Source organism: Mycobacterium sp. IS-1590 (assembly GCF_001500025.1).
Taxonomy (GTDB): Bacteria; Actinomycetota; Actinomycetes; order Mycobacteriales; family Mycobacteriaceae; genus Mycobacterium.
The window spans coordinates 12330-33096 of record NZ_LQIW01000011.1; the positions used below are offsets into that span (position 1 = coordinate 12330).

Below are 20767 nucleotides of genomic sequence, written 5' to 3' on the forward strand. Positions count from 1 at the left end.
TTACGGCCGTGTGATCGAAGTACGGACCGCCTGAGGCTGAAGTCTGCCGGTGCGGTCCAGCCGGTAGAGCGCGAAGGCCGCCGCCACCCCGATGGCGCTCAACACGAGCCACGTCAGCTCTGGCGCTCCGGCTTCGGCGGTCTTCTGCATGAGCGTTCCCGTGGCGAGATTGCCCAGGAGAATCCCGATTCCGACGATGGTGTTGTAGAACCCGTAGTGCGTTCCGACCAACCGGCCGCCGGCCAGCGATACCACCGTGTCCATTTCGAAAGGGAACACAGCGGCCGATCCGATTGCCAGCACTGCGGCACCGACGAGAAGTGCAACCACCGCAGCGATCTCGCCGGCACGGCTACCGTCGGGCAGCACGGCCATCGGGATGAACGATGACGCGAGAATCAGCAAGCCGATAACCAGCGAGTGCCCGGGCCCCCACCGCTCGGCGAACCACCGTGTGATCTTCAGCTGGCCGGCGACCGCGACCAGTCCGGAGATGACGAAGACACCCGCGACCACGAACGCTTCCGAATTCGGCATCAGGGCCTTTGCCTGTAGCGGTAGCGCCAGATAGACCTGGAAGGAGAGCACATACGAGCCGATCATTGCCGCCGCGAACAACAGGAAGGACCGGTTGGCCACGACGGTTCGCCAGTCGTCCAGTATCGAGGACTCTTCCCGGGGCTGGGTGGGGTTGTTCTGCGGGAGCGCGAAGAGTTGCGCGATTGTCAAAGCCGCGAATATCGCGGCCGCCGCAGCGGCTGCAATACGAAAGTCGAGGACCATCAGCGCCAGGCCGACCAGCGGACCGGCGAGGATGCCGCCCTGGTAGAAGACGTTGAACAGGGCGAAAGCCTCGACACGACGGGCGCCGGCATCGGCGGCGAGGTATGCGCGCACTGCCGGATTGAACAATGCCCCGGCGAAACCTGTTGCCGCGGAGGCGATCAGGACGGTGGGTAACGAGTCGGCGATGATCAGCATGCCGAAGCCGACGGTGCGCAGTAGGCAACCGGCGACGATCAGCGGCTTGTATCCGATACGGTCGGCCAACGTTCCGCCGACGATGAACATGCCCTGCTGGGAGAAGTTGCGCACCCCCAGGACCAGGCCGACGGCCCAGGCGGCCAGCCCTAGCGGCCCGGCGAGGTAGCCGGCCAGATACGGCATCAGCATGTAGAAGCCGAGATTGATGCCGAACTGGTTGATCATCAGCAGTCGGCTCGGCCATCCGAAACTGCGGAACTCGGCGACGAGACCCCTCATCGCATTGCCCCTACCGGGTCCACGATCGTTGCGCACCGTGTCCACGAGGACACCACCCGTTGTCTTGGATCGTTGATGACCTCCGGTTCGGCGGAAGGTGTTTCGTCCAGAAGACCGTGCTCGCGGCAGAAATCGTCGTTGTAGATGGTGTCGAAGTAGCGCTGTGGCCCATCGGGGAAGATCGCCGCGATCGTCATATCAGCTGGATAGGTGCGCGCCGCCCAGCCGGCGACCAGAGCCACCGCTCCGACACTCCAACCGCCACTGGCGTAATGGGTGGCTGCCATCGTGCGGCACGCCCACACGGCTTCGGCAGGGGCGACCCAATGGACCTCGTTGAAGGCCCCGTAGTCGACGTTTCCCGGATAGATGCTCGACCCCAGGCCGCGCATCAGTCGTGTCGAGGCCGGTTGGCCGAAGATGGTGGAACCCACCGTGTCGACCCCGATCAAGTGCATGTCGGGGTTGAATTCCCGCAACACCCGCGCCACGCCGGCAGAGTGACCGCCGGTACCGACCGAGCAGACCAGCACGTCGACCGTGCCGAGTTGAGCGTGCAATTCCAAGGCCAGCCCGCGGTACGCGTCGACGTTGTCGGGGTTGTTGTACTGATCCGGATACCACGCGCTCTCGTCGGCGGCCAGCACCTGCAGCACCCGGTCACGACGCGCCTGCTGCCAGCCGCCGTCGGGATGCGGCTCGGTCACCAGGTCGACATCGGCGCCATACGCCCGCAGCATTCGCTGGATGATCGGCTCCATGCCGGGATCTGTCACCAGGGTGACCGGATGCCGATAGACGGTGCCGGCCAGTGCCAGGCCCAAACCCAAAGTACCGCTGGTCGATTCGACTATTCGGCCACCTGGGCGGAGCGTACCGCTGGCCCGCGCCCGCTCCACCATGTACATGGCCGGGCGGTCCTTCATGCCACCAGGACTGAAGCCCTCGAGCTTGGCCCAGAAGCCTCGATGAGCCGGCGCAAAGGGTTCTGCAATGCGCAACACCGGGGTGTGGCCGACCATCGTGCCCGGCCGGTCATAGCGGCCCAGGCATCTCTGACCAGGGGTTGGCGGTTTCAGATTATGAAGGGACAGAACGTGATTCATCTACATGCATCGCTTCTGCGTCGAGCCGCGGAAATCAATACGCGGCAGCTGAAAAGGGGCGACGGTCACCGACCGTGCCGCAACCAGGCGGCGTGGTCTGACGCCGCCGGATCAGCGTCGCGCGATGCAGAGCCGGGTGAGCAGCACCCGGCCGGACAGAACGGACGGTCGTGATTTTGGCGGGCCTCGGATGGCGGCCAGCGCCGGTTGATGCCAGCACGCCGCGACGACCGCGAGCGCAGCGATCAGCCCCAACAGCACCAGTGAGGTGGACGCGCGCGGAAGAACCGCCTCGGCGAGCGTATCCGGGGGCACGGTGGGCGACGCATCACCGATGTGCTGATGATCAAGGACTATCGGGTGATCACCGACGAGGGCCGACGAAAGTGCATGTGGCCCGTGCGCCGGGGTGACCTCGTCGACTGGCAGCGCCCATTGGGCGGCGACGGCGACGAGCCATAGCGCCACGCCCAGCGCGAGCGCCGCGCGGATCCGCGACGCCGGGACGGCCATCTGGTATCTCACAATGTTGCCGAGGGTAGCAGCGGCATGGCGATCGCCTTACTCGCCCAAGGACTTGACGCCATCTCGTTATCGGGTCGCGACATCAGTGCTTCCGCGCATGCTTGAAGCCCTGATCAGAGCGTGTGCAGAGGATCCGCGACCGCCGGGAACTGGGCGTCAGAATCTGGTCCGTCCGCTGTTGAGGGCCGGGCTTCTTCATCAAATCTTGAGAAAACGACTACAGCAGTCCTACAGCCCTTCGAGAAGACTTACAGCGAATCGGTTCGTGATGGACGTGGAGGATGTGTGGTGAAGGTGAACAGGCCCACTGCGGTCGCAGCGGCGGTGCTGGCCGCAGCGTCGGTGGTCGCAGCGTGTAGTGACTCTGGTACCAACCAGGAGACGACATCTCGTGCTCCCACTCAAAGCGTGAGTGCAGCGCCGGCTGAAAGCCACAATCATGCCGACGTGATGTTCGCCCACCACATGATTCCGCATCACCAACAGGCGGTCGAGATGAGCGACATGATCTTGGAGAAGCAGGGCATCGACTCACGAGTGGCCGACATGGCGAGGCAGATCAAGGATGCGCAGGGCCCCGAGATCGAACAGATGCAGGGTTGGCTCGACCAGTGGGGTATGCCCGGACCGGGCGGGATGCCCGGGCCCGAAGGCACTGGTGGCAACATGCCCCCCGGTCATGGCGGAATGCATGGTTCTGGAACCGAAACCGTCTCTCCCCCGGCATCACCCGCACCGAGCGGGTCGATGATGCCGGGGATGCCGGGGATGGGAAACATGTCGGGCATGGAGGGGATGATGTCGCCGGCCGATATGCAGGCCCTGCAGAACGCTCAAGGCGTCGAGGCCAGCAAGCTCTTCCTTACCCAGATGATTCAGCACCACCAGGGCGCGATCACCATGGCGCAGAACGAGATCGACAACGGTCAGTATCCCGAGGCCGTCGCGCTGGCCAAGTCAATAGTGAGCAGCCAGCAGAGGGAGATCGACACGATGAACGAGATACTCAAGTCCCTGTAGTGGTCCGCACCGCCACGGCTGACGCTGTTGATCATTCGACGGCGTGCTGCGCGTCGGGTCACGAAGTCACCGTCGGCGCGGCCTGATGCTTGTCGAAGGCGTACGCGCCGGTCGTTGGACGTAGGGGCATCGTCACGATGAAGGTGGTCCCTTCTCCGGGGCCGCGACTGGTCGCGCTGATGTGGCCGCCATGGGCCTCGGTCAGCGCCTTGGCGATTGCCAGCCCGATCCCCGCACCGCCCCGGTCACGGTCTCGGGCGGTGTCTGCCCGGTAGAAGCGCTCGAAGAGGTGCGGCAGATGTTCGGCGGCAACGCCCTCGCCGTCGTCGGAAACGGTGAACACCACATCGGTGCCGACAGTTCCGACAGCGAGGGTGACGTGGCCGCCCGGTGGAGTGTGCCGGAGAGCGTTGTCGAGCAGATTCCCGATCACCTGGGTCAGGCGCTGTCGGTCACCCCACAGTTGGGGCGCGTCGTCGAGCCGAACCTCCAGCGCCACACCATCTTCGGTGTAGCGATCGGCGAATGCGGCCTGCACCGTGCCGATCAGCTGGCCGGGGTCGACCCATTCGGGTGCGATGGTCGTGTGAGCCTCCTCGGCTTGCGCGAGCGCGGCGGCATCCGCCGAGAATCGCACCAGTCGCCCGGTCTGCTCACGCAGCATCGCGACGGTCTGTGTGTCGAGGGTTCTCACGCCGTCCTCGACGGCCTCCAGATAAGCCTCGAGCACCGCCACCGGGGTACGGATTTCGTGGGCCAGATCGCCGAACAACCGGCGGCGGGTCGATTCGACCGCCTGAAGCCGTTGCGCCATCTGGTTGAAAGAAGCTGCCAGCCCGTCGAATTCATCCCCCAGTTGCGGTGGTGTCACCCGGATGTCGTAGCGGCCCTCGGCGACGGTCGCTGCCGCAGCGGATATCTCGGCGACCGAGCGCTGTACGCGCCGGCTCAGGTAGACGGTGACCGCGAGAGCGGTCAAGGCCGCCACGACGATCGCGGTCCCCACCGAAATGGCCGTGGCGTGGCGGTAGGCCTGTTCGGCGTGGAACTGCTCACCGGAGTTATGTGGCACACCCGCCTGATGGAGGTGCTCACGAAACAACGGCGGACCGACCAGCGACGCCACGACCCAGGTCGTGACGCCGACGGCGAGCAACACCAGTCCCTGCGCCAACAGCAACCGGCGGAGCATCCCGGTACCCGTCGGCGCACTCACCGCCCGGTCCCCATCCGGTACCCCACCCCGCGAACGGTGAACACGAAGTTGGGCTCGGCAGGGTCGTCACCGAGTTTGCGCCGAAGATGTCCGACGTGGACATCGACGAGGTGGCGGTTGCCGACCCACGTTTCCCCCCAAACCGCTTCGATCAGCTGCCGGCGGCTCCACACCACACCGGGGCGTGACGACAACGCGGCCAGAATGTCGAACTCGGTGCGCGTCAACGCAATCAACTTGTCACCGAGATACACCTGCCTACCGGCGACATCGATCGACAATAGACCAAACACCCGCGGTGCCGGCACATCGGCGCTCATCGATTCCGTTGCCGGGTCCGGTCCACCGACTGTGCGAGGTCGACGCAGCATGGCCCGGATCCGCGCGACCAACTCCCGTGGACTGAACGGCTTGGTCACGTAGTCGTCGGCGCCGACCGAGAGGCCGACGATCGTGTCGACCTCGGTATCGCGGGCGGTCAACATCACGACATAGGCGTCGGAGAACGTCCGCAGCTGCCGACAGACCTCGACCCCGTCGATCCCGGGCAGGTTGAGATCTAACACCACCACATCCGGATCGACCTCACGTGCAACGTCGAGCGCTTCACCCCCCGTGTGCCGCACCGTGACGTCGAAATGCTCCCGCTCGAGATAGCTCGCCACCACTTCCGCCAGCGGCGCTTCATCGTCGACCACCAAGGCGCGGTAACTGTAGTCCGCACTGCAGGCAGACGATTGCGCGGCGGTATCCATCACCTCATCGTGCCGCTCAACCGCCCGCTTCTGGGCTGTTGCCGAAATCTTCACACAACCATCATCAAGCCAACCTGCCGCTACCAGACCGCAGCCGGAGATGGCGGTGTCGCCGCCCGGGCAGAACCGTCAGGCGACGACCACCCGGTCCCACACCCGGTGCTGGCCGAGCGCGTTGAGCAGCGACTGGGCCAAACTCGCCGGATCGGAGCCGGAGAACAGCCCCGGCCCGTCGGTCGGAACCGCTGCGGTGCCAGCAAGCTCAGTTCCTTCGGGCAGCATCGCGATCGCCTTGTGGTGCCGGAACGTCTCGTCGACAATCGTTTTCGCTTTGGCGTCGGTCGGCGATCCCGCGATGAGGATCGCGTCGAACTCCACCGAACGGGCGGTCGCATAGGTGCGCGATACCGGTATGGTGCCGCCGTCGTGCTCGAGCGTGCCGCCGTGCGCGGCGACGACGAACGGCACGTTCTTCGCGTTCGCGATCGCGGTGACGGCGGCCGCCACGCCGGCGAGGTCGGAGTCCGGGCCCGTGAGGATGCCGATCTGGCGGCCCTCGACGGGCCATTCCTCACCGACTTGTGACACCGCGGGGCTGAGCACCACGGGATCGACGGGGGCGACGGTGGGAGCCGGCGCCTCGAGACCCAACCCCTCGGCCACCTTCGCGCACAGGTCGGCGTCGATGTTCGCCAGTGCCACCAGCTGGCGCTCCTTGACCGCCTGCTCGTAGCACTTGCCGAGTTCGAAGGTGTACGCCTCGGCGACGTGTTCCTGTTCGGCCGCGCTCAGGCTGCGGTAGAACATGGTCACCTGGCTGAAGTGGTCGTCGTAGGTGGCCGGTGCGTCGCGGCGTTTCGTCGATTCGGGAACGACGGTGGGCACCTCGATGAACGCGCCGGTGTCCGCCCCCGCGAGGAACGGGCAACCACCGTCGAGGGAGTTCGGCTTGTACGGCGCCACGCCCGGATGCACACCGGACTGGTGGAATCCGTCGCGGAACATGTCGTTGACCGGAGCATGCGGCCGGTTGATCGGGATGTGGCTGAAGTTCGGGCCCGCCAGCCTGGTGATCTGAGTGTCGAGATAGGAAAACAGCCGCGCCTGCAGCAGCGGGTCGTCGGTGATGTCGATCCCGGGCACCAGGTGGCCGGGGTGGAACGCGACCTGCTCGGTTTCGGCGAAGAAGTTCGTCACGTTGCGGTTGAGCTGAAGTGTTCCGATGACCTGCACGGGCGCCAATTCCTCGGGCACGATCTTCGTCGGGTCGAGCAGGTCGATGCCCTCGAACATCTGCTCCGGGGTGTCCGGGAACACCTGTACCCCGAGGTCCCACTCGGGATAGACGCCCTTCTCGATCGCGTCCGCGAGGTCGCGTCGATGGAAGTCCGGATCCACCCCACCGGTGATCTGCGCTTCTTCCCACACCTGGGAGTGCACACCGAGCCGGGGCTTCCAGTGGAACTTCACCAGTGACGTGGATTCGTCGGGCCCGATCAACCGGAACGTGTGGACGCCGAACCCCTCCATCATTCGGTACGACCGCGGAATTCCGCGATCGGACATGTTCCACATGGTGTGCGCCTGCGCTTCGGTGTGCAGCGAGACGAAGTCCCAGAAGGTGTCGTGTGCGCTCTGCGCCTGCGGGATCTCGCGATCCGGATGCGGTTTGGCGGCATGGACGACGTCGGGGAACTTGATGCCGTCCTGGATGAAGAACACCGGGATGTTGTTACCGACGAGGTCGAAGGTGCCTTCGTGGGTGTAGAACTTGGTGGCGAAGCCGCGGGTGTCACGCACCGTGTCGGCCGAGCCGCGGTTGCCCAGCACGGTGGAGAAGCGGACGAAGACCTCGGTCTCCGCGCCGGACTTCAGAAAGTCCGCCTTACAGATCTTCTCGGCGGCACCGTTGGCGCGGAACACACCGTGCGCGCCGGCGCCGCGGGCGTGCACCACCCGCTCGGGGATCCGTTCGTGGTCGAAGTGCGTGATCTTCTCGCGAAGGTGGTGGTCCTGCAGCAGAGTCGGCCCGCGCTCGCCGGCCTTCAGGGAGTGGTCGGTGTCGTAGAGCCGCGTGCCTTGCGCGGTGGTGAGGTACGCACCCTGCTGTCCGCGGGCGGTCATCGGCCCCTCGGCGGAAGCCCCCGTCGCCGTGCGCAGTTTCGGTGCAGTCTGATCGGGTTTCGGCGGCAGGGGTTCGCGCGGGGCGGTCGGCTCGTCGATCGATGGTGCCTCCGGACCGGGTGCGCCCGGGATGTAGGACGGGTTGTGCTGGTCGGCCTGGCCCTCACGCTTGAGCTCTTCGTTGCCGAGTAGCGTTCCGGCCGCCTCCTTGGCCTTGCCCTTGGCCTCTTCGACGATGCCCTTGACGGCTTCTTTGGGTGCGCGGTCGTCCGCCATCGATTTCTCCCTATCGCGACTGTCTCGGTGCCGATAACCGTCATAGACGGCAGGCCTGCTCGCGGCGGCGGGTTTCCATTCCTGAGCAAGTTAAACGTTCGCGAGGGAAGCCGGTGCGGATCGCGGCGCCGCCGAGGATCGGCTCTGGGTCAAAGCCGTTGCCCGACAGGCGCCGACCCCCGCGCGTCGCTGCGGCTAGAGCTGACGGGTGCGGGTCGCGAGCGGCTCTGGTAGCGGCGCGCTGCCGGCGGGTGGGGCAAGACGCCAGGTGTCGAACGCCATCGCCAGCATCGCGTAGGTGCCGACGACGAAGATGAGTTCCATCGCCTGGTGCGTGCCGAGTTCGTCGGTGAGGCGTTGCCACGTAGCTTCCTCGGCGCGGCCCTGACTGATCAGTTCGTCGGTGGCGTCGAGTACCAACCGGTCGGCACCGGCGAAACCCTCGTTACCCTTCGCCAGGCGCGCGATGTCTTCCTGCGGTACGCCGCCATCCGTCGCGACCTTGAAGTGCTCCCCCCAGAAGAAGGCGGACCGCCGGGTGAGCGCCACCCGTAGCACCGCCAATTCGCGCAGGCGCAACGGCAATTCGCCGCGCTGCAGCAGCCAACCGTTGAAGGTCAGGAATCGCCGGGCCATCTTGGGGTGGCGTGCAAGCAGGCCGATGATGTCGAACTTGAGGGGATCGGCGGCATGGCCGGAACCCGCCCGGGGAACCTTCTCCCCCGGAAGGCCCATTAGTGCACCGAACGCGGCGTACTCGTCGTCGCCCCATTCGTCGGCCGTCAGCGGTGCCAGCAGCGGCGGTGTGCTCTGGGTGCCCGTCATGTCCGGCGTCCTCCGTTGACGGGAATGACTTGGCCGGTGATGTAATCGGATTCGTCTTGACACAGGAAGATCGCGGCGTTGGCGATGTCCTCGGGCCGACCCGCGCGGCGGACCGGGGTGATCTTGGCGAAATGCTCCAGTGACGCGGTGAACCGCCCTTCCTCGATCGCCTTTTCCAACATCGGAGTGACCACCATGCCGGGCGGAATGGTGTTGACGGTGATGCCTTTCGGCCCCAGCTCCAACGCGAGACTCTTGGTGAATCCGATCACCCCGGCCTTGGAACTGACGTACGCCGCCATCCGGGACTGTCCGCCCTGTGCACTCGACGACGAGATGTTGACGATGCGGCCCCACTGTGCGTCGAGCATGTCGGGCAGCACCACCTGGGTGCAGATGAACGGTCCGCGCAGGTTCACCGCCATCACCCGGTCCCATTGCTCGTCGGTGATCTCGGCGAATTTGCCGAACTGCTCGATGCCGGCGTTGTTGATCAGCATCAACACCGGGCCGAGGTCGGCTCGGACCTGGGCCACTGCGGACTCCACTGCGGCACGGTTCGATACGTCGACGGCATAACCGGCAACCTTCGCGCCGTCGCGGCGCAGGCGGTCGACCTGGGTCTCGATTTCATCGGTGGTGATGTCGAATATCGCGACCTTCACGCCGCGCGCGGCAAGCGCCTCGGTGATGGCCAGGCCGAGGCCGGCGGCACCGCCGGTGACGATGGCGGTGGTGTCTTCGAACGGCATATTGGTAGCGCCCTTAGGAGAATTCGATGTGCAGGCGGGTCAGCCCGCGCAGGATGAAGGTCGGCAGATAGGAGTAGCGGCGGTTGTCGACGGGGCCGTGCTTGCCTTCGTCGATCCGGATGTCGGTGGTGCGGTCGAAGAGTCGCTCGAGGCTGATGCGGCCTTCGGCACGAGCCAACGGCGCACCGGGGCATGCGTGTGGCCCGCGTCCGAATGCGACGTGGCTGCGCGCGTTGGCTCGCTCGATGTCGAGGGTGTCGGGTTCGGGGAACCTGCGCGGGTCGCGATTCATGGCGGCATTGAGCAGCATGACCGTCGTTCCTGCGGGCAGGTCGACCCCTCCCACGGTGACGGGGCATTTCGACAGCCGGAAGTCGCCGCGGACGGGGCTCTCGTAGCGCAGCGTCTCTTCGATGAAACCCGGTATCAGATCCCTGTTCGCGCGCAGCTTCGCCTGCAGCTCACGGTCTTCCGCGATCAACATCACCGCGGCGCTCAACAGGCGAACCGTCGTCTCCTGGCCTGCGGCGAACAAGTTGGCCGCGACGCGGACCGCGTCGATCACCTCCGGGACGCTGCCGTCCGGAAACGTCGCCGCGGCAATCCCGTTCAGCACATCGTCGCGTGGCTCATCCCGCCGGTCCTGGATGTACTCACTGAACTTGCCGTAGAGGTACTCCAGCGGCGAGTGATGCATCTGGTCGCCTTCGCTGCTGCCGATCGTTCCCGCTTCGGTCAGCAGCGCAGCACGAAACTCGTCGTGGTCGGACTCCGGCACACCGAGCAGGTCGGCGATGACGAGCATCGCGAATGGTGACGCGAAATCACCGATGAACTCGCAGCGCCCGCCGGTGAGCGCGACGTCGAATTGGCGGTCGGCGAGCCGCCACATGAAGTCTTCGTTCTCTTTGAGCCGCTTCGGGGTGAGCATCCGCGACAGCAGCGCCCGGTGCGCGGTGTGCACCGGCGGATCGAAGGTCGGCAGCTGGTCGCTGAACGGTACCTCGTCGCGGTGCCGGGCGATCAGTTCGGAGACCTGCTCCGCTGTCAGGTCCCCTTGCAGCGGCACAGGGAACCCGGGGAACGGACCGGTGACCGAGATGCATGACGAGAACCGCGCCGTGTCGTTGTAGATGGCGACACCCTCGTCGTACCCCGTCACCATCACCACGTCGTGATGAGGCTCGCGGCGCAGTGGGCACTCCTCGCGCAGAGCGGCGAGATGGTCATAGGGGTCGTGCAGTAGATCGTTGTCGGTGAAGAAGTCGACGTTGTCCAGACCAACTGCGCTGGCTGCGGTCTCCGGCTGGGTCACTCGGTGCCTCCGGCGCCGTCGAAGCTCGGCACGGTGCCCGTGTTGGGCAATTCCATCTGCAGATACACCGCTATCCGGCGGACTTTGTCGTCGGCGTTGAACTCGTACACCGAGACGGTGTTGACCACACTTTCGAAGTCACCGATGTGGCTGCGCTCCTCCAGTTCGAGGAACACCAGATCCGGTGTCTCGGTTATCCGTTGGAACGAACAGTCCCAGTCCGCCGACTTCGCCCAGTTCGTGAGGAATTCCGCGTATTCGGCCCAGTTCATCACCTCCTTGAACGGGCCGATTCGCACGAATTCGTCGACGGCGATGAGCTCGGCGAGCGGCGCCCAGCTCTCGACGGTGAACCCGGGTTGTTTTGCGCTGTCGACCAATCGCTTGGTGATCTGGCTGTACTCCAGCACAGCACGCGACCGACCGGTTGTCGTGGTGAGGAGGTCGTCGATGGTCGTCATACCGTCACCCCGGCTTCCGCCAGGCGACGCTCGAGAGCGTCCAGGTACTCGCCAGTGCCGTGGAACGGACCGTGGACGCCGATGGCAACGTCCAGGAAGGCGTTGTATTCGTCGTTGACGTGGGTTTCCCACCGGGTGATCTGCCCGTGCTCGTCGGTCTCGACGAAGCTGTACGAGTAGAAGCCCATCTTGACGTTGCCGGTCGTGTGACCCTCCCAGCGGGTCTTCATCACGAAGCCGTGGTCGGCCGGCCAGTAGACGAAATCGGCAGGCTTCCAGTCGGGAAAGCTCAGCGAATACGCCTTGGCCTCCATCGTGGAGGCCTTCGCGGTGTCCGCGGGAAACTCGCTGAGCTTGAACACCTCATCGCCGGTGAAGTACGGCGAGGCGTAAACCCCGTCAGGAGCGAATTTCCAAGTGTCAGCGAAGGCTTCGCCGTCCTTCACACCTTGACGCAAGTAGGCATCACGGTATGCCTCGGCCATTCGGATGTGGTGCGCGATGCGCTCCTCGAGAGTCAATGTGTCTTCTTTCGATTTGATTTTGGATCCAGTCAATTGGTCGCGGCGTTGGCCATGTAGCGGTCGATCACCGAGTGGAAGTGCGCAATGACCACTTCCTCTTTCACCAGCGACATGTGGTCGAGCCGGTCGTTGCGCAAACCCTTCTGCTGGCGAGGCATCTGCTCGTAGTCCTGCTGGAGCGCCTCGAAATACTTGTAGCTGCCGGGCGTTTCCACCACGATCGCCTCGGCGCGCACAGCGTCGCGGAACTCCTCCGGCACGTACATGTAGCTGGCCACGTGCCAGATGCAGTGGTTCGGGTCGCCGTCGGGATGCGGTCTGGACATGATGACGTGGCATTCGCCTGCGCGAACGGTCATGAAGTAGTTGGGGAACAACACCCAGCCCTGGTTGTCGACCATCTGGCTGTCCGTCAGACCGCTGACGTCGAGGCCCATGCCGGTCAACACCTCGCGGGTGGCCTGTTGCAGCAGCAGGCGAGGGGTGACGTCGCCGGGGAACGTGACCTTTCCGTCCTCGTCCTGATACGGCGCGAGGAGTTCCTGGAACCGCGGGATCACCGCAACAGTCCCGGGGAAGGTCTCGGGCAGCGCCAGCATGCCTTCGACCTGCTCCTGTGCACTGGCACCCGTGACCTCGAACGGAGCCATTGCGACACTGTGGTTTTCGAAGAACCGGTAACGCGCGGTCCTCGGATTGATGTGCAGCACCTGCAACAGCTGAGGGTGGATGCCGTTGATGTGGTAGCCCTCTTCGAAGGCGTCCATGACGACCTTCCAGTTGCACTCGATGGCCTCGGTGACATCCATGACAGTGGTGAACTTGTCGATGTTGTAGGGCTCGAGCAACGTGACCACGTCCTCGCCCAGATACTCCCGTAGCGGCTGCGCCTCGGGGTCGGGGTTGAGGAATATGAATCCGGCGAAGGTGTCGACGGACACGGCAAGCAGCGAGTTCTCGGTCTTGTCGATCGGCCCGGCGAGGTTCTCTCGCAGCATTCCCTTGAGCCTGCCCTCGAGGTCATACGACCAGAGGTGGTACTGACACAGGAAGCCGCGCTTGGCATTTCCGGTCTCGGTGATGCACAGCGCGTTGCCGCGGTGCCTGCACGCGTTGACGAAACCGCGAAGTTTCTCGTCCTTTCCGCGCACGATGATGAACGACTGATCCATGATGTCGTACTTTTTCCAGTCGCCGGGTTTGGGTAGCTCGTCCACCCGGCCCACGATCTGCCACGCGCGCATCCAGATCTTCTCCCGCTCACCGGCGGCGTATTCGGGACAGGTGTAGCGGTCGGTGCGAATCGTCGTGTTGAACGTCCCCGGCTGGACATCTTCCAGTCCGAGACCCAGCCCGGAGTCCGGGTCGAGCCATTCTCCTGGCCGCGTTGCTGGCATCAAGGGAGTCCTCCTCAGTCGGCGAGAGCACGCGGGGTGCCGGAATCCCATGCCGGACGGGGCTTGGCCCGCCTGGGCTGTGGCATGGATCCGAGCGTCCACCGCCTGTGACGTGGTTCACCATATACACGAATGTATTGAAGATACAACAGTGTATAAAGGTGGTCGGGATCACACCTTCGGAACGACCAAGGAGGCTGGCGGTGAGCAATTACCGACTCGACGTGGTCAGCGCCACCATCGCGGATGCGGTGCGTCACGCCGGCGGGCTGATGTTCGACCGCGTTCGTGCGGGATGGCGCGTCGTCGTCGTCACCGAAGACACCGCCCACTCAACGGCGCTGACCATTCTCGGAACCCGCACCCAGCCCCCCGGAGAACCCGAGGAGATACCGGCGAAGGCTGGTCGGGTGGTGCACATCCGAGTCCTGCCTGGCGATTCACCTTCCGTGAACCGACGCACGACGGGGGTGACGCTGCCACGGGCCGGGCTGGGTTCGCAGCTTCTGTTCTGGGGACCGCGTGTCGACTGCGAGCCGGGCGAGCCCCAATACCCCGTCCGCCATGAGCTGAGTCCGGCGGCCCGGAGATTCAAGGGCTGTGCCCTGCACGCCGCTGGACTCGGCACTCACGTCGAGCCATCGGAGGAGTTCTGGTCGAACGATGTCGTGGATGCAGACCTGTTCGCCGACCTCCTGTTCGACTCTCAGATCCGAACCGTCGAGTCCGTCGCCCGGCCGCCGTCGGCCACTTTGGTGAGAGGATGACCCCGTGGCCGAGCGGTGGACGAAAGAGCGGCGTGCCGAGCACACCCGGCAGATCCTCTTGGATGCCGCGGAGGAGGTCTTCGCTCGCAAGGGCCTGACCGGTGCAGCGCTGGAGGAGATCGCCGACGCCGCCGGATTCACCCGCGGCGCCATCTACTCGCAGTTCGGCGCCAAGGAGAAGCTGTTCCTGGCGGTCGTGGACCGCCAGCGCCAGCGGTTCCTCGACGGGTTCGTCGAGGTGATGATGTCGTTCCACCGACTCGATGACGTCGACCTCGACGAGTTGGCCGACCGGTGGCGCCAACTGAGCCGCGGAACAGACCGGGCGGCACTGGGTTTGGAGCTGAAGCTGTTCCTGCTACGCAACCCCGATGCGGGCGAACGCGTCGCCGCTCAACGTCTCGAGACGATCCGCGCGCTCGGCGAGTTCATCAGCAAGCACGTCGCCCGGATCGGCGGGACCCTCACCATGGAGGCTGAGACCCTGGCGCGAGTGATTCTGGCCGCCAATGACGGAATCACCCTCGACAGTCATCTGGACGGCGAAGACCTCTACCTCCCCTATCTGCAATTGGTGATGTCGAGCATCGAGACCTCGTAGTAGGCGTGAGCACTTACCTGCCGGACCCCGCCATCGAGGACAAGACGCTGGCGAAGGTCACCTGGCGCCTCATCCCGTTCCTGTTCCTGCTCTACATCGTCAACTATCTCGACCGGGTCAACATCGCCTTCGCCGGGCCAAACGGCATGAACGACGACCTCGCGATGAGCGCCAAGACGTTCGGCTTCGCGTCGGGGATCTTCTTCCTGGGCTACCTGCTGCTCGAGGTGCCCAGCAACATCGCCCTGCACAAGTTCGGCGGCCGGCGCTGGCTGGCGCGGATCATGGTGAGTTGGGGAATCATCAGCGCCGCAATCGCCTTCGTGCCGAATGCGGAAACGCTGATCGTTCTGCGCTTCCTTCTCGGTGTTGCCGAAGCCGGCTTCTTCCCGGGCATCATCTTGTACCTGACGTTCTGGTTTCCCGAGAAGCAGCGGTCGCGGGCGGTTTCACTGTTCATGGTCGCCGTACCGGTCTCGACCGCGGTCGGGTCGACGATCTCGTCGTTGATCATCGACTGGGGACACGGCTTCTTCGGGTTGGCCGGCTGGCGCTTCATGTTCCTGGTCGAGGGGCTTCCCGCCGTCGTTCTGGGCGTGATCTGCTGGTTCTATCTCACCGACCGGCCCGCCGTCGCGAGTTGGCTGAACCACGACGAAAAGCGTTGGCTGCAAACCACATTGGACGATGAGCGGGTCGTTGCCGAGAGCAGTGGTGGTCACTGGCCGCTGAAGAAGGCCCTGACCCATCCGCGGATCCTGGCCCTGGCGTTCATCTACTTCGGGATCACCTACGGGCTGTACGCGGTCGGGTTCTTCCTGCCCACCATCGTCGCCGGGTTCCAAGAAGAGTACGGCGTCCATCTCAACGTGATCCAGCGCGGACTGGTCACGTCGATCCCCTACGCCGTGGCCGCGATCGTCATGGTGCCCTGGTCATGGCACTCCGACCGAACCGGCGAGCGAGTCTGGCACGTCGCCATCCCGGCGATTGTGGGCGGTGTCGCCATCCCCGCGGCCCTCTACATGACCGACGTCTACCTCGCGATGGTGGCCGTCACGTTGTGCACCTGCGCCGTCATGTGCGCGCTTCCCGTGTTCTGGTCCCTGCCATCGTCTTTCCTCACCGGAGCGGCGGCCGCCGGCGGGATCGCACTGATCAACTCGCTGGGAAACCTGAGTGGTTTCGGCGGGCCATACATCACCGGCTGGCTCACCGATCTGACGGGCAACAGCAAGGTCGCCATGTGGGTGGTCGGTGCGCTGTCACTGGCCGCGGCCGTTGTGGTCGTCGCCGTGGGCACCAGGCCGCGCACCGCTGTCGGGGAGTGACCCCGCGGTCACGGGCAGTCAGCGGTGGGAAGAGCGGCGAGCACCCCGTCGATGATCTGGGCTGCGGTCAATGCGGCCCGTTCGACGTCACGGGCGGCGATGTGGTCGAGCAGCACACCGTGGTCGACGACTTCCACGTCGGCGTCCTGGCCGCTGGCGACACTGGCCGTGATGGCCTCCATCAACCCGCGGTACAACTCCGTCAGCGTGGCGTTGTGCGAACTGCGGACCACCGCGAGGTGGAATTCGGCGTCGGCGCGGGCGAATTCGTCGGTGTCTCCGCCGGCCAGGCAGGCGTCTCGGCGCGCCAACAATGCGCGCAGCTCGGCAAGATCGTCGTCGGTTCGACGGACCGCGGCGGCCCGGGCGCCCTCGACCTCCAGGGCCCGCCGGACCGCGAGCACGTCGCGCCACTCGGCACCGCAGAGCCGGCGCAGCGCGCCCGACACCTCGCTGGTCGCCCGCACATAGGTGCCGGCTCCCTGTCGCACCTCGAGGATGCCGGCGTGGGCCAGGGCCCGAACCGCCTCGCGCACGGTATTGCGGCCGACGCCCAGCGAGGCGACCAGGACCGTCTCGTTGGGGATGCGCTGTCCCACGGCCCACTCGCCGCGCGCGACCGAGTCCCGCAACTGCTCGATGACCTGGTCGACGAGGCCGGACCGACGCGCGGTGAGCAACGGCACAGAGACATCCTTTCAACCAATCATGGGATGTATGGCAGATTAGCAGGATGCGTGTCGACCGGCGGGATGACGAAGGAAAGCTGTCGGCGATGCACCTCAACGTGGGCCTCAAGGACCCCTCCGAGGCCGATCACGCACCCATTTCGGTGGCCACGGGCGGTGCGCTGCTGGCGCTTGCCGTGGTCCTGGCGGCGCTCAACCTGCGGCCCGCCGTGACCAGCGTGGCGCCGTTGCTCGGCGAGATGCGCAGCGAACTGGGGGTGTCGGCGACGTGGGCCGGTCTCCTGACCACACTGCCCGCACTGTGCTTCGCGGTCGCGGGACTCACCGCGCCCCGCCTCGCCGCCCGGATCGGGCTCGGTCGCACCATCTCCGCCGCCTTGGCCGCGCTCACCGTCGGTCTGCTGGCCCGCACCGTCGGCGGCCCGCACACCGTGATCGCGGCGACCCTGATCGCCTGCGCGGGGATCGCATTGGCCAACGTGTTGATCCCCGTCGTGATCAAGGGATCGTTCCCTGCGCGGGTCGGGCTGATGACCGGGATCTACACCGCCGCACTGCAGGGCGGCGGCGCGCTCGGATCGGCAGTGACTCCCGGGCTCGAGGACCCGCTGGGAGGGTGGCGCGCGGCGCTGGCGGCATGGGCGGCGGTGTCCTTCGTCGCGCTGGTGGCGTGGTTGCCCACATCGAGACGACACGCAGGCACCTGGGCGACGAGCACCGCTCCGGCCGACGTAAGACGCTCGCTGCTGCGAAACCGGTTGGCGTGGACGGTCACGCTGTTCTTCGGTTGCCAGTCGTTGATGGCGTACATCGTGATGGGTTGGTTACCAGAGGTATTCATCGACAGCGGGGTCGACAAGACGCACGCCGGGTTACTGGTCGGCCTCACATCGCTGGTCGGTGTGCCCATCGCGCTGGTGATCGCGCCGCTGGCCGCGCGCAGCCACGGTCAGAGCGCATGGATCGTCGGCCTGGGCGCCGTGGGTGTGGTGGGCACGGTCGGCCTGATGCTCGCGCCCGCCGCGCAACCCTTGCTGTGGAGTGTGTTGATCGGAGTCGGCATGGGCGTGTTCGCCCTGGCGCTCGCCGTCATCGCGCTGCGGGCCCGAAACGCCGAGGACACCGCGCAATTGTCCGGCATGGCACAAGGATTCGGCTATCTCATCGCGGGTGTGGGCCCGTTCCTGTTCGGGCTGCTGCACGACGTCACGCACGGGTGGACGGTGCCGTGGATCATGTTCCTCGGCGTGTATCTGATGCAGATCGTGCTCGGTGCGCTGGCCGGCCGCCCGCGTTACGTCTGATCGGCCCGCTGGAAGGCCGCATCGAAGAACGCCAGTTCCAGTCGCATCGCGCGCCGGTAGGCCACCCGTGCGGCGGACACATCGTCGGCGTGCTGATCGAGCAACCGCTCCAACAGTGACGCCACCTCGTCGAAACCGGGATCGGCGTAGGTCTGCACCCATTGCGCATAGGGTCCGGCGGAGTCGGCGTCGAGCGTGACCCCGACATGCGCATACAGCCGCATGCACGGCGTCATCGCCGCACACACGACCCCCACATCGGCGGTGGCGGCGGTGGCCAGCAAGAACTCGGTGTAAGCCAGCGTCGCCGCGGCGGGTACGACTCCGGCCATGTCGATCCCCCACGACGCGGCATAGGACGCGTGCAACCCGAGCTCTTCACGCACGCCGGCCAGCAGATCGGCGAACGTCAGCAGGGTGGCCGTATCCGAGCTCCTGGCCAGCGCGAGACCATATGCGCGAGCGAAGGATTCGAGAAAGAACGCGTCCTGGGCGATGTACCCGGCGAACAGATCGCGCTCCAGTGAGCCGTCCCCGATACCCCGAACGAACGGGTTGGCCAGCACCTCGGCCACCACATCGGCGTTCTCCGTCCACAACTGCGCTGCCAGTGACATCTCACCTCCACAGGATCCGAACGCCACGGACTCTAGTCGCGGCGCACTTGATGTGGGTCGGCACGGAACCGGGGGCCGTCGGGTAGGCGGGCACGAGGATGGGTACTCCGCGACCCATGACAGACAGGGAATCTCGCGGCGAGAAATCCAACGGCGACTCCACCGTCGTGATCTTCGCCCCGCTGCCGGTGCTCACCGTGACGGTCGAGGACCGCTCGGGCGACGCCGATATCCACGTCCACGCCGGCGGTCAGGGTGTCTGGCAGTCGCGCATGATGTCCTCGCTCGGGGTTCCGGTCGTGCTGTGCTCGGCCCTCGGCGGTGAGACGGGCGACGTTCTCGGCCACCTCCTGCCCGCACAGAACATCACCGTGCAGACCGTGCCGGTCAGCGCGCGCAACGGATCGTACGTGCACGACCGCCGTTCGGGTGGCCGCGAGGTCGTCGCCGAGGCGGCGGGCAGCCCCCTGGACCGCCACGAACTCGACTCCCTCTACGAGCTCACCCTCACCGAAGGTTTGACCCACGGTCGGGTCCTGCTCTCCGGCCCTCAGGAGGACGATGTCCTGCCCGCCGATCTTTATCGCCGCCTGTCCACCGATCTCGGGGCCAACGGCTGCAAGGTGGCCGCGGACCTGTCCGGCGAGCGACTCGAGGCGGTGCTCGCCGGCGGACCGGACCTGATCAAGGTCAGCCACGAAGAGCTGCTCGACGACGGCCGGGCGAAATCGGAGGACGCGAAGCATCTGGTCGCGGCCATGCGATCCATGCGAGACGAAGGCGCGAACACGCTCGTCGTGTCGCGCTCCGGGGATGCCCCGGCCCTGGCGCTACTCGGTGAGGAGGACGGCGACGAGGACGAAGCCGTCGTCGAGATCACGATGCCGACGTTGGAACCGGCCGACTCGAAGGGTGCCGGGGACTCGATGACCGCCGGTATCGTCGCCGCACTGGCCAGCGGCCGCCCGCTGCGCCGGGCGTTGCAGATCGGGGCGGCGTGCGGGGCGCTCAACGTCGTGCGGCACGGGCTGGGCACCGGCGGGGCGCGCGCCGTGGAGACGCTGGCCGAGAGAGTGGAGCTGCGCCCATGGAAGTAGCGGGCTTGCGAACGCAGGGGGTGGACGCGTGCCGCGCGCACTGGTGACCAACGACGACGGGATCGACTCCCCCGGTCTGCACGCACTGGCGAGTGCGGCCCTCGAGGCGGGGTTGGAGGTCATCGTCGCCGCTCCCGCCGAGCAGGCCAGCGGGGCGAGCGCCGCGCTGAGCGCAGTTCGCCGCGACGGCCACACGGTCGTCGAGGCCCGCGAGATAGCCGGGCTCGACGGTGTCGAGGCGTGGGCGGTGCAGGCCCAGCCCGGACACACCGTCGCCGCCGCGCTCAACGGCTGGTTCGATCCTCGGCCGGACCTCGTGCTGTCCGGAATCAACCACGGCGCCAACGTCGGTCGGGCCATCCTGCATTCGGGGACCGTCGGGGCGGCACTCACCGCGAAGATCAGCGACACCCGCGCACTGGCGGTATCGCTGGACGTCGCATTGCATCCCACGGGCGAGCGGTACTGGGAGACCGCCGCCGGTTTGTTGGCGCCGGTGCTGGAACTGTTGCTCGACGCACCCGAGGGCACCGTGCTTTCGCTCAACGTCCCGGACCGGCCCGCCGACGAGATCGGACCGATCCGCCACGCGCGGTTGGCTCGCGGTGGCGCGGTGCAGACGCGGGTCGAGGAGGTGCGCAACGGCGGCGTGCGGCTGAGCGAGGTGGAGGTGCCCGACGAACCGGAGGCTGACACCGACAGCGCTCTGCTGGATGCCGGGCATCCGACGCTGACGGAGCTGCGATCGGTCGAGGCGCATGACGGCGATCTCGTACGCGAGTGGCTGGCCGGCGAGAGTTAG

21 protein-coding genes are annotated in these 20767 nt (G+C 66.0%); 7 read left to right on the forward strand and 14 right to left on the reverse strand.

From position 1 onward, the window contains the following. The 3 genes from AU197_RS09040 to lpqS all read right to left on the reverse strand — a co-directional run bounded on the left by AU197_RS09040 (window position 1) and on the right by lpqS (window position 2882). Window positions 1-1263: an MDR family MFS transporter gene (locus AU197_RS09040; RefSeq protein ID WP_064402211.1), complete on the reverse strand. Its 1263-nt coding sequence runs from the start codon at window positions 1261-1263 to the stop codon at window positions 1-3. Continuing rightward, window positions 1260-2369 (reverse strand): PLP-dependent cysteine synthase family protein, encoded by a 1110-nt coding sequence (locus AU197_RS09045; RefSeq protein WP_064402212.1) that lies wholly within the window; start codon window positions 2367-2369, stop codon window positions 1260-1262. Before AU197_RS09045 ends, AU197_RS09040 begins: the two co-directional genes overlap by 4 nt. Window positions 2370-2480: 111 nt before the next feature. Then, complete coding sequence (gene lpqS, locus AU197_RS09050) at window positions 2481-2882, reverse strand: putative copper homeostasis (lipo)protein LpqS (protein ID WP_120271020.1); 402 nt, start codon at window positions 2880-2882, stop codon at window positions 2481-2483. A 300-nt stretch (window positions 2883-3182) separates the two neighbouring features. Between lpqS and AU197_RS09055 the strand changes: the two genes are divergently transcribed. After that, the gene (locus tag AU197_RS09055) at window positions 3183-3914 is read left to right on the forward strand and encodes a DUF305 domain-containing protein (protein ID WP_502687869.1); all 732 of its coding nucleotides are present in this window, start codon (window positions 3183-3185) and stop codon (window positions 3912-3914) included. A 58-nt stretch (window positions 3915-3972) separates the two neighbouring features. Here AU197_RS09055 and AU197_RS09060 read toward each other — a convergent pair whose 3' ends face one another. The 9 genes from AU197_RS09060 to AU197_RS09100 all read right to left on the reverse strand — a co-directional run bounded on the left by AU197_RS09060 (window position 3973) and on the right by AU197_RS09100 (window position 13559). Then, window positions 3973-5130, reverse strand: coding sequence for a sensor histidine kinase (locus AU197_RS09060; RefSeq protein ID WP_231744875.1), 1158 nt, complete (start codon window positions 5128-5130; stop codon window positions 3973-3975). Further along, window positions 5127-5885 (reverse strand): response regulator, encoded by a 759-nt coding sequence (locus AU197_RS09065; protein WP_064402268.1) that lies wholly within the window; start codon window positions 5883-5885, stop codon window positions 5127-5129. The genes AU197_RS09060 and AU197_RS09065 overlap by 4 nt, the downstream gene beginning before the upstream one ends. A 129-nt stretch (window positions 5886-6014) precedes the next feature. Then, window positions 6015-8285 carry a catalase gene (locus AU197_RS09070; RefSeq protein ID WP_064402215.1) on the reverse strand — a complete coding sequence of 757 codons (2271 nt, stop codon included), beginning with the start codon at window positions 8283-8285 and terminating at the stop codon, window positions 6015-6017. Window positions 8286-8480: 195 nt separating this feature from the next. Next, entirely contained in the window at window positions 8481-9110 is a 630-nt protein-coding gene (locus tag AU197_RS09075; RefSeq protein WP_064402216.1) for a carboxymuconolactone decarboxylase family protein, read from the reverse strand. Continuing rightward, window positions 9107-9862, reverse strand: a complete 756-nt coding sequence (locus AU197_RS09080; protein WP_064402217.1) for an SDR family NAD(P)-dependent oxidoreductase — start codon at window positions 9860-9862, stop codon at window positions 9107-9109. Before AU197_RS09080 ends, AU197_RS09075 begins: the two co-directional genes overlap by 4 nt. Before the next feature lie 13 nt (window positions 9863-9875). After that, window positions 9876-11177 carry a cytochrome P450 gene (locus AU197_RS09085; protein ID WP_231744876.1) on the reverse strand — a complete coding sequence of 434 codons (1302 nt, stop codon included), beginning with the start codon at window positions 11175-11177 and terminating at the stop codon, window positions 9876-9878. Beyond that, window positions 11174-11638, reverse strand: a complete 465-nt coding sequence (locus AU197_RS09090) for a hypothetical protein (RefSeq protein WP_064402218.1) — start codon at window positions 11636-11638, stop codon at window positions 11174-11176. Before AU197_RS09090 ends, AU197_RS09085 begins: the two co-directional genes overlap by 4 nt. After that, window positions 11635-12159: a hypothetical protein gene (locus AU197_RS09095; RefSeq protein ID WP_064402219.1), complete on the reverse strand. Its 525-nt coding sequence runs from the start codon at window positions 12157-12159 to the stop codon at window positions 11635-11637. Before AU197_RS09095 ends, AU197_RS09090 begins: the two co-directional genes overlap by 4 nt. Window positions 12160-12191: 32 nt before the next feature. After that, complete coding sequence (locus AU197_RS09100; protein WP_064402220.1) at window positions 12192-13559, reverse strand: aromatic ring-hydroxylating oxygenase subunit alpha; 1368 nt, start codon at window positions 13557-13559, stop codon at window positions 12192-12194. A gap of 203 nt (window positions 13560-13762) precedes the next feature. On the opposite strand from AU197_RS09100, the gene AU197_RS09105 reads away from it, so the two are divergent. Genes AU197_RS09105 through AU197_RS09115 form a run of 3 tightly spaced genes read left to right on the forward strand, consistent with a single transcriptional unit; the run spans window position 13763 to window position 16258 of the window. Then, a complete protein-coding gene (locus AU197_RS09105; RefSeq protein ID WP_064402221.1) occupies window positions 13763-14326 on the forward strand; it encodes a hypothetical protein in 564 nt (187 codons plus the stop codon). Window positions 14327-14330: 4 nt separating this feature from the next. After that, window positions 14331-14927, forward strand: coding sequence for a TetR/AcrR family transcriptional regulator (locus tag AU197_RS09110; protein WP_064402222.1), 597 nt, complete (start codon window positions 14331-14333; stop codon window positions 14925-14927). A 5-nt stretch (window positions 14928-14932) separates the two neighbouring features. Next, window positions 14933-16258: an MFS transporter gene (locus AU197_RS09115; protein WP_064402223.1), complete on the forward strand. Its 1326-nt coding sequence runs from the start codon at window positions 14933-14935 to the stop codon at window positions 16256-16258. Between the two features lie 8 nt (window positions 16259-16266). On the opposite strand, the gene AU197_RS09120 is transcribed toward AU197_RS09115, so the two are convergent. Further along, window positions 16267-16944 (reverse strand): FadR/GntR family transcriptional regulator, encoded by a 678-nt coding sequence (locus tag AU197_RS09120; RefSeq protein WP_064402224.1) that lies wholly within the window; start codon window positions 16942-16944, stop codon window positions 16267-16269. An 89-nt stretch (window positions 16945-17033) separates the two neighbouring features. On the opposite strand from AU197_RS09120, the gene AU197_RS09125 reads away from it, so the two are divergent. Continuing rightward, entirely contained in the window at window positions 17034-18251 is a 1218-nt protein-coding gene (locus AU197_RS09125) for a CynX/NimT family MFS transporter (protein WP_064402270.1), read from the forward strand. Here the strand turns inward: AU197_RS09125 and AU197_RS09130 are convergent. Further along, window positions 18242-18868, reverse strand: a complete 627-nt coding sequence (locus tag AU197_RS09130; protein WP_064402225.1) for a TenA family protein — start codon at window positions 18866-18868, stop codon at window positions 18242-18244. The genes AU197_RS09125 and AU197_RS09130 overlap by 10 nt on opposite strands. Window positions 18869-18984: 116 nt before the next feature. Between AU197_RS09130 and AU197_RS09135 the strand changes: the two genes are divergently transcribed. Both AU197_RS09135 and surE read left to right on the forward strand, forming a co-directional pair. Next, complete coding sequence (locus AU197_RS09135; protein ID WP_064402226.1) at window positions 18985-19965, forward strand: 1-phosphofructokinase family hexose kinase; 981 nt, start codon at window positions 18985-18987, stop codon at window positions 19963-19965. A 28-nt stretch (window positions 19966-19993) separates the two neighbouring features. Then, complete coding sequence (gene surE / locus AU197_RS09140) at window positions 19994-20767, forward strand: 5'/3'-nucleotidase SurE (RefSeq protein ID WP_064402227.1); 774 nt, start codon at window positions 19994-19996, stop codon at window positions 20765-20767.